Annotated in this window: 11 protein-coding genes; 2 read left to right on the top strand and 9 right to left on the bottom strand. The window is 70.7% G+C overall.

The window, feature by feature from the left end; genetic code table 11:
• Positions 1–24: 24 nt before the first annotated feature.
• Positions 25–345 carry a DUF2563 family protein gene (locus AC5Y6X_RS18820; RefSeq protein WP_499988308.1) on the top strand — a complete coding sequence of 107 codons (321 nt, stop codon included), beginning with the start codon at positions 25–27 and terminating at the stop codon, positions 343–345.
• Here the strand turns inward: AC5Y6X_RS18820 and AC5Y6X_RS18825 are convergent.
• Positions 342–2594 (bottom strand): prolyl oligopeptidase family serine peptidase, encoded by a 2253-nt coding sequence (locus AC5Y6X_RS18825; protein ID WP_499988310.1) that lies wholly within the window; start codon positions 2592–2594, stop codon positions 342–344. The genes AC5Y6X_RS18820 and AC5Y6X_RS18825 overlap by 4 nt on opposite strands.
• A 10-nt stretch (positions 2595–2604) precedes the next feature.
• A complete protein-coding gene (locus tag AC5Y6X_RS18830; protein ID WP_499988312.1) occupies positions 2605–3732 on the bottom strand; it encodes a M24 family metallopeptidase in 1128 nt (375 codons plus the stop codon).
• A gap of 49 nt (positions 3733–3781) precedes the next feature.
• Here AC5Y6X_RS18830 and AC5Y6X_RS18835 point away from each other — a divergent pair, with 49 nt between their 5' ends.
• A complete protein-coding gene (locus AC5Y6X_RS18835) occupies positions 3782–4738 on the top strand; it encodes a 5'-3' exonuclease (protein ID WP_499988313.1) in 957 nt (318 codons plus the stop codon).
• Positions 4739–4742: 4 nt separating this feature from the next.
• On the opposite strand, the gene AC5Y6X_RS18840 is transcribed toward AC5Y6X_RS18835, so the two are convergent.
• The 7 genes from AC5Y6X_RS18840 to pafA form a co-directional block, all read right to left on the bottom strand.
• Positions 4743–5498: a DUF4333 domain-containing protein gene (locus tag AC5Y6X_RS18840; protein WP_499988314.1), complete on the bottom strand. Its 756-nt coding sequence runs from the start codon at positions 5496–5498 to the stop codon at positions 4743–4745.
• A 76-nt stretch (positions 5499–5574) separates the two neighbouring features.
• Positions 5575–8331: a DEAD/DEAH box helicase gene (locus AC5Y6X_RS18845; protein ID WP_499988317.1), complete on the bottom strand. Its 2757-nt coding sequence runs from the start codon at positions 8329–8331 to the stop codon at positions 5575–5577.
• On the bottom strand, positions 8315–9271 hold the full coding sequence (gene tatC / locus AC5Y6X_RS18850; RefSeq protein ID WP_499988319.1) for a twin-arginine translocase subunit TatC: 957 nt from the start codon (positions 9269–9271) through the stop codon (positions 8315–8317). Before tatC ends, AC5Y6X_RS18845 begins: the two co-directional genes overlap by 17 nt.
• 55 nt (positions 9272–9326) lie before the next feature.
• Positions 9327–9581, bottom strand: coding sequence for a Sec-independent protein translocase subunit TatA (tatA, locus tag AC5Y6X_RS18855; RefSeq protein WP_324677359.1), 255 nt, complete (start codon positions 9579–9581; stop codon positions 9327–9329).
• Positions 9582–9653: 72 nt separating this feature from the next.
• Complete coding sequence (locus AC5Y6X_RS18860; protein WP_499988321.1) at positions 9654–10628, bottom strand: helix-turn-helix transcriptional regulator; 975 nt, start codon at positions 10626–10628, stop codon at positions 9654–9656.
• Positions 10625–11626 (bottom strand): helix-turn-helix transcriptional regulator, encoded by a 1002-nt coding sequence (locus AC5Y6X_RS18865; RefSeq protein ID WP_499988323.1) that lies wholly within the window; start codon positions 11624–11626, stop codon positions 10625–10627. Before AC5Y6X_RS18865 ends, AC5Y6X_RS18860 begins: the two co-directional genes overlap by 4 nt.
• 43 nt (positions 11627–11669) lie before the next feature.
• Positions 11670–13028: a Pup--protein ligase gene (gene pafA, locus AC5Y6X_RS18870; RefSeq protein ID WP_324677365.1), complete on the bottom strand. Its 1359-nt coding sequence runs from the start codon at positions 13026–13028 to the stop codon at positions 11670–11672.
• Positions 13029–13030 lie beyond the last annotated feature (2 nt).

Below are 13030 nucleotides of genomic sequence, written 5' to 3' on the forward strand. Positions count from 1 at the left end.
CACACCTGCTCGGAAGGGGTTGTGATGGAAGTCGATACGGGGTTGCTGCATTCGGGAGGCAACGAGTCGCACCGCGCGGGTGAGCACGCCCAAGAGGCGGCGAATAACCTATCGCGGGGGTCGCTGACGCCCGGGATGTTCGGACAGTTCGCCGCGGCCGAATCGTTTCACGAGGCGGTCACCTCGGCGCAAGCCCGCCACGCGAAAACCCTTCAGGGCCACCAGGAAACGCTGACTACAGTAGGCAAGAACGCACACACTGCCGCCGACGGGTTCACCGACATGGAGCGACGCAACGCCGCGCAGCTGCGGTCGGTGCGCCCCGGCCCAGCCGAAACCAATTAGCGAGTCACCTGCTCCCCCAACATAATCCGGTGCCGCCCGGGCGATACGGCCACCGTCGGGCCCGCCGGCTGACCATCGAGTCGCACCCGAACCCCCGCGGGTAGCTCGCCCAGCGTGATCTGCACCACCGCATCTGTGGACACCGTGATCGTCGACGACGGCAACGACGCCAACCCGGCGCGCTGCAAGTCCACCGTAACAGCGGCGACCCCGCTGAGCCGCAGCGTCAGATACGGCAACGGGTCGACGGGCAACCCGATCCGCCAATCCAATTCGCTGTACACCCCCGGCGACGGGTCGAAGTCGAGGACCACGCCGCGGCGATGCCGAACGGTGTGCGTCGGGTCCGGGCGGGCATACGACCGCGCGTCGACCTCCGCGACGGCCCCGCGCCGCGCCGCCACCGACGGATCCGCGGTCAGGCCCGACAGCCACCACACCCGATCGGGCCCGATGCCCAGGTCGGCCCGCACCAGCTGCGGATACCACGCGAACGTGATGTGTCCCGGATCCGCTTGGCGCAGACCCGTTCCCATGTGGGCGATCGGATCCTCGAACCTATCCTGGAACACCCAGGCGATGTGATCCTCGAACGGATACACGGTGAAGCGGTGGCGGTAGCCGAGCCGGTCAAGCTCGAGCACCTGCTCGGCGGCCGACGCGAACGGCACCAGCTCGTCGACCAGCCCGTGGGCAATGACATACGGAAGCCAACGGGCGTTCACCAACGACTTCCACGTGTCGCCCTCGCGGGCGCACGGCGAGTCCGGGTCCAGGTCGGCCGGGACGTCGACGTCGGGCAGCAGACGCACACCACACGTCGGCGGTCCGGCCAGCACCACCGCCTGTGCGAACACCTCCGGATAGCTCAACCCGAACTTGTACGCCGCATAGCCGCCCATCGAATAACCGGAAACCACAGTGCGATTGGGGTCGGTGCCCAGCTGTTCGGCCACCCGCGCCCACACTTCCCAGACGTCGAGTTCGCCGGTGTCGAAATACCACGTCGACGGCCCCCGGGCCAGCGGCGTGACCACCACCGAGTCGCGGCCCTCGCACACCTCGTGCAGCAGCCGCGGGTCGATCGCCGCAAACTGGCTCTGCCCCAACGCAAGCGAGTGCAGCAGCAGGGTCAGCGGCAACACCCGGCCGGGCGCATATGTCGACGGCACGCATATCGCATACGGCTGTACCCTGCCGAGGAATTGCGGCTTGGTGCTCAAAATGTCGTCGGACGACGCGACGCCCTGCCCGAGCTCGATCGACGACACGTACCACCGCGTCGACGGCCCGGTGATCACCGGTTCGGGCGTGGTTTCGCCGGCCGCTAGCCGGTCCCACTGCACCGTCACCGCAAAGTCCGAGACGTCGCCGCGGGTCAGGGCCGCGGCCTGGGCCGCATCGGACCAGAAGTTCAGATGCGGCGGCTCCTGCTCGTTGGTCCGGAACGCCACGTTGTACACGTTCGGTTGCCCGGGCAGCGCGCCATGCCCGGCGGGCACGTCGGCGAACCCGTCGCCCGCCGCGTTGGCCAAGCCGGCGACCAGCCGCACCGTCCAGGCGCCGACGGGATCCACCAGCGACCGCGGAACCCGCGCCACAAACGACCGCGACGCCATGTCCACGCTGTGCTCCACGGGCGTGCTCATCCCAGTGGCCAGGTCGATCAGCGCGGCCCCGGAATCCGAAACCCGCAGTGCCAGGTCGATGCCCGGCGAGCGCACGCCCGCCCCGGCCGGCCACTGCCCCGACCCCTCCCGGCGCGCGTCCGTGTCGAACGCGAACAGCGCGATCGGCACCGAGGCGTCCACCAGCGTGTTCCAGTCGATCCGCCACCACGTGTCGGTTTCGGTGAGCCCGATGGCGACGCGAAAGATGTCGGCGCCGTTGCCCGCGGCGGGGCCGTCGGGATAGACGTAGGTGCCGCGCGGCGGCGCCTGGATTTTCAGGTCGCCGACGGGCAGGCCGGTCGCGCCGTGGTCGTCGTAGAGGAAGTCGGTCCAGAACAGGGCACCCCCGGCCACCCGGCCGCTGCCGCAGGTGCGCGGGAACTCCTCGCCGAACGGCCATCCCGACGGCGACCGAAGCCGCGGCTCGGGCCGGCGCGCGGCCGGCGCGCCCTCGGGCATGCCGTCGAGCACGACGAGCTCGGCCGGCGGCGCCGGTGATGGAGGGGCGGGGCGCAACACCGCGTCGGTGACATGTCGGGCAATGCGGATCGGGAGCAGGGCCAGGTCCAGGATCGACACCAAGCCCAACCTACGCGTGCACCACGACCAGCTCGCGCGGCCGGTTGTTGACGGCCACCGCGCCGTCCTCGGTCACCATGACGATGTCTTCCACCCGCGCGCCCCAGCGGCCGGGGAAGTAGATGCCCGGCTCGATGGAAAACGCCATGCCCGCGGCCAGCGGCAGGTCGTTGCCCGCGACGATGTAGGGCTCTTCGTGCACCGACAGCCCGATGCCGTGCCCGGTGCGGTGCACGAAGAACTCCGCGAGCCCGGCCTCGGCCAGCACGCCGCGGGCGGCGGCGTCGACCTGCTCGGCCGTCACCCCCGGGCGCACCGCGTCGAACGCCGCGCGCTGGGCGCGCTGCAACGCTGAATACTGTTGGGCCACTTCGGGTTCCGGGGCGCCGATGCTATAGGTGCGGGTGCAGTCCGAATGATATCCGGGCTCGTAGGCTCCGCCGATGTCGACGACGACGATGTCGCCGGCCTGTAGTTCGCGATCCGAATAACCGTGGTGCGGGTCGGCGCCATGCGGGCCGGAGCCGACGATGACGAAGGCCACATCCGAATGCCCTTCGGCCACAATGGCTTCGGCGATGTCGGCGGCGACGTCGGCCTCGGTGCGGCCCGGACGCAAGAACTCCGGCACCCGGGCGTGCACCCGGTCGATGGCCGCCCCGGCCTTGCGCAGCGCGTCGATCTCGCACTGCTCCTTGACCATCCGCAGGGTGCGCAGCACGTCGGTGGCCAGCACCGGCATCGCGCCGAGCACACCGGCCAGCGGCAACAGGTGCAGCGCCGGCATGGAATCGGTGACGGCGGTCGCGACCGGTGCACCGCGGCCCAGGGCGTCGGCCACCAACCGATACGGGTCGTCGCCGTCGACCCAATCACGCACCGCCAGGCCCAGTTCCGCGACGGCCGACCCGCGCAGCGACGCCAACTCCAGCCGCGGCACCACGACCGTCGGGTCACCGGAGGCCGGCAGCACCAGCGCGGTGAGCCGCTCGAACGTCTGTGCCCGCGACCCCATCAGGTAGCGCAGGTCGTATCCCGGGGTGATGACCAGGCCGGCCAGCCCGGCGGCGGCGGTCGCGCCGGCGGCGGCCGCAAGCCGTCGGGCGTACACCGCGGCGTCGAATCGGTCAGAACCCACGGCAGCCAGGCTAACCGCGCGGCCAAGCAACCGTGAGACCATAGCCCGCATGCCCACACCCGTGTTGCTGCTCGACGGCGCCAGCATGTGGTTCCGCTCGTACTTTGGGGTGCCGTCGTCGATCACCGCCCCCGACGGCCGGCCGGTCAACGCCGTGCGCGGGTTCATCGACTCGATGGCGGTGGTGATCAGCCAGCAGCGGCCCGCCCGGCTGGTGGTCTGCCTCGACCTGGATTGGCGCCCGCAATTCCGGGTGGACCTCATCCCGTCGTACAAGGCGCATCGGGTGGCCGAGCCGGAACCGCCGGGCGAGCCCGACATCGAGGAGGTGCCCGACGACCTGACCCCGCAGATCGACATGATCCTGGAGCTGCTGGACGCGTTCGGGATTCCGACGGCGGGCGCGGAGGGTTTCGAGGCCGACGACGTGCTGGGCACGCTGGCCGCGCAGGAGCGCCGCGACCCCGTCGTCGTGGTCAGCGGGGACCGCGACCTGCTGCAAGTGGTCGCCGACGATCCCGTCCCGGTTCGGGTGCTCTACCTGGGCCGCGGGCTGTCGAAGGCCACGCTGTTCGGGCCCGCCGAGGTGGCCGAACTCTATGGCGTGCCGGCGAATCGGGCCGGGGCGGCCTACGCCGAACTGGCGCTGCTGCGCGGCGACCCGTCCGACGGGCTGCCCGGCGTGCCCGGCGTCGGCGAGAAGACGGCGGCCACCCTGCTGGCCCAGCACGGCTCGCTGGAGCGGATCCTGGCCGCCGCGCACGATCCCAAATCCAAGATGGCCAAGGGCCTGCGGGCGAAACTGCTTGCCGCCACCGATTACATCGAGGCCGCGGGACGGGTCGTCCGGGTGGCCACCGACGCGCCGGTCACGCTGTCGACGCGCACCGACGAGCTGCCGCTGGCCGCCGCGCACCCAAGACGCACCGCCAAGCTGGCGACCGAACTGGGCGTCGGGTCGTCGATCGGCCGCTTGCAGAAAGCGCTCGACGCGCTGCCCGCGTGAGGCCCTACTGGGGCCGGCCCACCTCGTAAGTGCCCTTGTTGTCCTGGAAGGTCACCGTGACGTGCTTCTGGGCGCCGTCGATGCTGACACTGCAGTCGAAGGTGCCGCCCTTGGTGACGGTGGGGTCTTGGCCCTTGTTGCACTTGACGTCCTTGACGTTCTTCGCGCCGTACCCGTTGGTCTCGTCGCTGAGGATCTGCTGCACCCCGGCCTGCGCCTTGTTGACGTCCAGTTTGGTGGTGACGAAGAACCCGGGCTCCCAGAAGCCGAGCACCAGCACGACCGCGATGAGCAGAAAGGCGATCACACCGGCGACACCGCCGATCAGCGCCATCGAACGCTTCTTGCCCGGCTGTTCATAGGGCGGGTACTGCTGCGGGTACTGGCCCGGCTGACCGTACTGAGCGGGCTGCCCGTACTGGCCGGGCTGGCCGTACTGCGGCTGGCCCGGCTGGCCATAGCCGTACTGGCCCGGCTGCCCGTACTGCCCCGGCTGGCCGTACTGCGGCTGGCCCGGCTGGCCGTAGCCGTACTGGCCCGGCTGCCCGTACTGGCCGGGCTGCTGCGGGTAGGCCTGCTCGGTCGGCTGTTGGTACTGCGGGTACTCGGCGGGCGGCGTGTACGCCGGCGCCTGCCAGGTCGGCTCCTGGGCCGGCTGCTGCTGTTGCCACGGCGATCCCACCTGGGTCGGTTCCTGGGACCGATCGCCGCCCTCGCCGGGCGGCTGCCACTGCTGGTCCGATCCCTGCGGTCCGCTCATCGTTTCTCCTCAGTCCCTGTCTGGCCCGAACGGGTCGGTGTTCACATCCCGGGTGCAACGGTAGCTCGGGCCCAGCCTACCCGGCGTCAACTGCGACGACGCCGCGCCGGACGTCATTGATGGCACGTTTGGCGGTTGCCCGCAACTCGGCATCCGGGGCGGCGTTGCGAACCTGGTCCAACAGGTCGAGCACCTGGCGGCACCACCGTACAAAATCGCCGGCCAGCAACGGCGAACCGGTGCCCGCCGGGTCGGCGGCGGCCAGCGCCGCGGCCAGGTCGCCGGTGCGCGCCCAGCGATAGATGACGGTGACGAAGCCGTCGTCGGGCTCGCGGGTCGGGGCAATCCGGTGGGTTTGCTCGTCGGCGCGCAGCGCCAGCGACAGCCGCGACGTCTGCTGCAGCGCCTGGCGCAATCGGGGTGTGGGCGCGTCGGCGGCGAACGGCCCGCCGGGTCCGTCGCCGCCCCGGCTCTCATAGAGCACCGCCGAGACCACCGCCGCCAGCTCGGCCGGTTTCAGGTCCGCCCAGGCCCCGGTGCGCAGGCATTCGGCGACCAGCAGGTCGCTCTCGCTGTAGATGCGGGCCAACAAGCGGCCGTCGTCGGTGACGCGCGGGTCGGTGGCCGGGCCCCGGATGAACTCGCGCTCGGTGAGCAGCCCCACGATCCGGTCGAACGTCCGCGCCAGCGAATTGGTCGCCGCGGCAACCTTTTTCTCCAGCTGCGCGTTGTCGCGCTCGATGCGCAGGTAGCGCTCGGCCTGACGCATCCGCTCCTCGAGGCCGGGGCTGTTGTGGGCGGGATGGCGGCGCAGCTCCTCCCGCAGCGACGCCAACTCCGGGTCGTGAAACGCGCCGTCCTCCGCGGCGTGCCGGCGCGTGGGCGGGATGGCCAGCCCGACGGCGGCGGAGCGCAGCGCCGAGGCCAAGTCGCGCCGCACCCTCGGCTGCCGGTGTTCGACCCGCTTGGGCAACGACATCGATCCGACGGGCGCCGAGGCGCCCGAATAGTCCGCCGACGAGATGCGCCCCGCCCACCTGTGTTCGGTGAGCACCAGCGGCCGGGGATCGGAGCTGTCGCGGGCCGACTCCAGCACCACCGCCAGCCCCCCGCGCCGCCCGTGGGTGATGTTGATGATGTCCCCGCGCCGCAGCGAGGCCAGCGCGTCGCTGGCCGCCTGCCGTCGCTGCAACCGGGACGCGCGCGACTGCGCGCGCTCCAGCTCCGACACCCGGGCCCGCAGCCGGGCGTACTCGAAGATCGGCGCGTCCGCCCCGCCGAGCTCTGCGGCGATCTCGTCGAGCATCTGCCGCCCGCGTTCGATGCCGCGCACCAGGCCCACGACGGACCGGTCGGCCTGATATTGGGCGAACGACTGCTCCAGCAACTGGTGCGCCTGCTCGGGCCCCATCCGCTGGACCAGGTTGATGGTCATGTTGTACGACGGCGCGAACGAGCTGCGCAGCGGGAACGTCCGGGTGGAGGCCAGGCCGGCCACCGCCGACGGTTCGGTGGTCTCCTCGGCGGGATGCCACAGCACCACCGCGTGGCCCTCGACATCGATGCCGCGCCGCCCGGCGCGCCCGGTCAGCTGGGTGTACTCCCCCGGCGTCAGCGGCATATGCTGCTCGCCGTTGAACTTCACCAGCCGCTCCAGCACCACTGTGCGGGCGGGCATGTTGATGCCCAGCGCCAGGGTCTCGGTGGCGAACACCGCCTTGACCAAGCCGGCGGTGAACAGCTCCTCGACGGTGTGCCGGAACGCCGGCAGCATGCCGGCGTGGTGGGCCGCCAACCCGCGCAGCAGCCCCTCGCGCCACTCGTAGTAGCCCAGCACCGCCAGATCGGAGTCCGCGAGATCACCGCACCGGTGCTCGATCACCTCCGCGATCTGCGCGCGCTCCTCCTCGCTGGTCAGCCGCAGCGGCGACCGCAGGCACTGCTGGACCGCGGCGTCGCAGCCCGCCCGGGAGAACACGAACGTGATCGCCGGCAGCAGCCCCTCGGCATCCAGGGTCGCGATGACGTCCGGACGCGACGGCGGCCGGTAGAAGCGGGGCCGTCCGGGACCTGCCCGACGTCCCCGGCGCGGCTGCCAGTCCGAGATCCGGTCGGCCTCCCGGCGATGCGCGATGTGGCGCAGCAGATCGGGGTCGACGCGCGGCTGGTGCTCGCCGGCTTCGGTCTTGCGGTAGTCGAACAGGTCGAACAGCCGCTTGCCCACCAACACGTGTTGCCACAGCGGAACGGGCCGATGCTCGTCGACGACGACGGTCGTGTCGCCGCGGACCGTCTGGATCCAGCCGCCGAACTCCTCGGCGTTGCTCACCGTCGCCGACAGGCTGACCACCCGCACCTCGTCGGGCAGGTGCAGGATCACCTCCTCCCACACCGGGCCCCGCATCCGGTCGGCCAGGAAATGCACCTCGTCCATCACCACATACGAAAGTCCTTGCAGCGCATGCGAATCGGCGTAGAGCATGTTGCGCAGCACCTCGGTGGTCATCACCACCACCGGCGCGTCGGCGTTGACCGACATGTCGCCGGTGAGCAGCCCGATGCGGTCGCGGCCGTAGCGCAGCGTCAGGTCGGTGTGCTTCTGGTTGCTCAGTGCCTTCAGCGGTGTGGTGTAAAAGCACTTGCCGCCGGCCGCCAGCGCCAGGTGCACGGCGAATTCGCCGACCACCGTCTTGCCGGCCCCGGTCGGCGCGCAGACCAGCACGCCGTGGCCCCGTTCCAGCGCCGCGCAGGCCCGCTGCTGAAAGTCGTCGAGCGCAAACGGCAGCTCCGCGGCGAACCGGGCAAGCTCGGTCAGCTCAGGTGACGTCGTCATGTTGCCCGGCGGACAGCGACGGCTCGGGTATCGGCTCGGGCGGCTCGACGACCGACGCCTCGTCGTCGGGGATGGTGGCCTGGGCCTCGCGCTTGGCCTTGCGCTTGTCGTGCAGCCGGGCGATCTGAATGGCGAGCTCGAGCAGCACCGACAGCGCGACGCCGAGCGCCGTCATCGAAAACGGGTCTGATCCGGGCGTGAACACCGCCGCGAACACGAACATCGCGAAGATCAGGCCGCGCCGCCACGACTTGAGCCGCTCGTAGGTCAGCAGTCCCGCCATGTTGAGCATGACGATCAGCAACGGGAACTCGAAGCTGACGCCGAACACGATCAGCAGGTTGATCAGGAAGCCGAAGTAGCGGTCGCCGGACAACGCGGTCACCTGCACGTCGCTGCCGACGGTCAGCAGGAAGCCCAGCGCCTTGGACAGCACGAAGTACGCCAGCACGGCGCCGCCGACGAACAGCACCGCGGCCGGCACCACGAACGCGATCGCGAAGCGCCGCTCCCGCTGGTAGAGCCCCGGCGTGATGAACGCCCAGAGCTCGTAGAGCCACACCGGGCAGGCCAGCACGATGCCGGCCGTCATCCCGACCTTGAGCCGCAGCATGAACTGGTCGAACGGCGCGGTGGCCAGCAACCGGCACTGCCCGCCCGGGGTGATCTCGGCCCGCGCCGACTGCGGCAGCGAACAGTAGGGATGGCGCAGCCACTCGCCGAGGCTCTCCAGCCCGAAGATCGAATGCGAGTACCAGACGAACCCGAAGATCGTGGTGAGCAGGATCGCGGCCAGGGCGATCAACAGCCGGGCGCGCAGCTCGGTCAGGTGATCGACCAGCGACATGGTCGCGTCGGGGTTGGTCCGGCTGCGCCGGTAGCGAGGGTTGAGCCGCTTCAGCAGGGCAGCGGTGCGCGCTGAAGTCTTGAAGAATTTCACGACGCTCGGTCAGTGGCGCTCGGGCACCGCGACGGCTAACCGCGATTGACCCGGGCTACGCCGGGCGCGCTTCGGTGTGCCCCTGCTCGTTCGCCGCAGGCGGGTCGACCCGCTGCGACTGCACGGGCTGCGGTGTCTCGATGGAAGGCGCTTGCGCCTTGGTCTCCGTCTGCATTTCGCGCATCTCGGACTTGAAGATGCGCATCGACTTACCCAGCGAGCGCGCCGCATCGGGGAGCTTCTTGGCACCGAAGAGCAGGATCACTACAACAGCGAGGATCGCCCAGTGCCACGGACTAAGACTTCCCACTTTGATTACCTCCAGACGTCCACCCGATGCTACCGCAGCGGAGACAACTGCCGGTTTCCCCGCGCCGGGCCGTCAGCCCTGGGCCGCGACCTGGTAGGACTCCAGCGCGGCCGTCGCGGAATCCCGGACCCGCTGCGCAAGCGACGCCGGCGCGAGCACCTGCACGGCCGCCCCGAATCCCAGCACCAGGCGCGTCATCCAGTCCTCGGAGGCGTACGTCATGACCGCCTCACACGATCCGTCCGGCAGCTCGCGCACGTCCCGCATCGGGTAGTACTCGAGCATCCACGACGCCGACGGCGCCACCCGCAGCGTGGCCGACGGCAGCGACGGGTCGCCGTCGAACAGCGACGTGTCCGGCGGCGCGTGCAGGGCCGACTCGGGCGCGGCGGCGGGCTCGCCCAGCTCGGTGGCCTCCACGATCCGGTCGAAGCGGAACAGCCGAACCCCCTCGGCCTCGCGCGACCACGCCTCGAGGTAGCTGTGGCCGCCGATCAGCAGCACCCGGATGGGGTCGACGATCCGGCTGGTCAGCGTGTCGTGTGACGCGGCGTAGTAGTCGATGGCCAGCGCGTGCTTGTTCTGCACCGCCGCGCGCACCGCGGCGGCGGCCCGGCTCTCGACCGGCGCCTGCTCGTCGACGGCCGCCGGCGGCCCGTGGTCGTCGTGCCCGGCGGCGCCGGCGGCGGCCTCGATCTTGGCGATCGCGCTGCGCGCCGCCGCCGGGTCGACCACGCCGGGAATGTCGGCCAGCGCCCGCAGCGCCACCAGCAGGCCGGTGGCCTCGGGCGAAGTGAGCTTGAGCGGCCGGTCGATGCCCGCCGAGAACGTCACCTCGATCTTGTCCCCGGAGAACTGGAAATCGATCAGGTCGCCGGGGTAGTAGCCGGGCAGCCCGCACATCCACAGCTGGTTCAGGTCCTCCTCCAGCTGCTTGGCGGACACGCCCAGGTCGGCGGCGGCCTTCGCGCGGGTGACCCGCGGGTTGGCCTGGAAATACGGCACCATGTTGAGCAGCCGGACCAGGCGGGTGGACACGGGGGTCATGAGCGCCGCTCCTCCGCGTGGGCGCGCAGCCGGGTCAGCACGTCGTCGCGCAGCGACGGCGGCTCGAGCACGAGGGCATCGGCCCCGTAGCCGGCGATGTCGCGCGCCAGCCGGTCGCTGTACACGATGTCGAACTCGAGCACCTCGCCGTCGCGGCCGCCGAGCTGCCGCGCGCCGGTGGGCCGTCCGGCGCGGCGCAGCGCGGTGGCCCGCCCGTCGGCGACCCACACCCGGGCCTGCCCGCCCGTCGGCGTCTCGGAGACCGTCTGGGCCACGATCTTGCGCAGGTCGGCGTCGTCGGGCACGGTGACCGCGCCGGGCGGGCCGATCGGAACGACCTCGGCGCCGATCCGCGAGAGCCGGAAGGTGCGGGTGGCGTCGCGGTCGCGGTCGTGCCCGACGAGATACCAGCGGCCCTTCTCGGTGACCACGCCCCACGGCTCGACGGTCCGGGTGGTGTAGGGCTCGGCCCGCGACGGCCGGTGCGGGAACTGCACCGCCTGCCGGGAATCGATGGCCGACAACAGGATTCCCAGCACATCCTCGGACCCGCGCAGGCCTGGCACCGCTCCCGCGGAGGCGATGGCCACCGGGGCGTCGGCATCCACGGGATCGACGTCCACCCCGGCGGCGCGCAGCTTGAGCAACGCGCCCTGGGTGGCGGTGATCAGCTCCGGCGACTCCCACAGCCGGGTGGCGACGGCCACCGCGGCCGCCTCGTCCGGGGTGAGCTCGACCGGCGGCAGCGCGTACGCGTCGCGGTTGATGCGGTAACCCTCGGTGGGGTCCAGCGCCGAAACCCTGCCGACCTCGAGGGGGATGCCGAGGTCGCGCAGCTCGTTCTTGTCGCGTTCGAACATCCGGGAGAAGGCCTCCGCGCTGGGGCTTTCGGAGTAGCCCGCCACGCTGGACCTGATCTTTTCGGCGGTGATGTAGCCACGGGTGGACAGCAGGGCGATGACGAGGTTTACCAGCCGTTCGACTTTCGAGGTCGCCATTCGCACCAGATTAGATCGGTTGGCCGAGCGCCGTCTCCCAGCCCTACATGCTGGCGATGAGCCGCTTGACCCGCTCGTCGACGGCCCGGAACGGATCCTTGCACAGCACGGTGCGCTGGGCCTGGTCGTTGAGCTTGAGGTGCACCCAGTCGACGGTGAAGTCACGGCCGGCGGCCTGGGCGGCGCTGATGAACTCGCCGCGCAGCCGGGCGCGGGTGGTCTGCGGCGGCTGTTCGACGGCCTCGGCGATGTCCTCGTCGGTGGTGACGCGCGCGGCCAGGCCCTTGCGCTGCAGCAGGTCGAAGACGCCCCGGCCGCGCTTGATGTCGTGGTAGGCCAGGTCCAGCTGGGCGATCTTCGGGTCGGACAGCTCCATGTCGTAGCGGTCCTGGTAGCGCTGGAACAGCTTGCGCTTGATCACCCAGTCGATCTCGGTGTCCACCTTGGCGAAGTCCTGGCTCTCGACGGCGTCGAGCTGACGGCCCCACAGGTCGACGACCTGCTCGATCTGCGCGTTGGGCTCGCGGACCTGCAAATGCTCGACGGCGCGGCTGTAGTACTCCCGCTGGATGTCCAGCGCGCTGGCCTGGCGCCCGCCCGCCAGCCGCACCGGCCGCCGGCCGGTGATGTCGTGGCTGACCTCGCGGATCGCGCGGATGGGGTTGTCCAGCGAGAAGTCGCGGAACGGCACGCCGGCCTCGATCATCTCCAGCACCAGCGCCGCGGTGCCCACCTTGAGCATGGTGGTGGTCTCGCACATGTTGGAGTCCCCGACGATGACGTGCAACCGCCGGTACTTCTCGGCGTCGGCGTGCGGCTCGTCGCGGGTGTTGATGATCGGGCGGCTGCGCGTGGTGGCGCTGGAGACGCCCTCCCAGATGTGCTCGGCCCGCTGGGAAAGGCAGAACGTGGCGGCCTTGGGCGTCTGCAGCACCTTGCCCGCCCCGCAGATCAGCTGGCGGGTGACCAGGAACGGCAGCAGCACGTCGGAGATCCGGGAGAACTCGCCGGCCCGCACGATCAGGTAGTTCTCGTGGCAGCCGTAGGAGTTGCCCGCCGAGTCGGTGTTGTTCTTGAACAGGTAGATGTCGCCGCCGATGCCCTCGTCGGCCAGCCGCTGCTCGGCGTCCACCAGCAGGTCTTCGAGCACCCATTCGCCGGCCCGGTCGTGGGTGACCAGCTGGACCAGGCTGTCGCATTCGGCGGTGGCGTACTCGGGATGACTGCCCACGTCGAGGTACAGCCGCGCGCCGTTCCGCAGGAACACGTTGGAGCTGCGGCCCCACGACACCACCCGGCGGAAGAGGTAGCGGGCCACCTCGTCCGGGGACAGCCGCCGGTGCCCGTGGAATGTGCAGGTGACACCGAACTCGGTCTCGATGCCCATGATCCGCCGCTGCACAC

The sequence above is a fragment of the Mycobacterium sp. NGS26 genome (assembly GCF_059813025.1).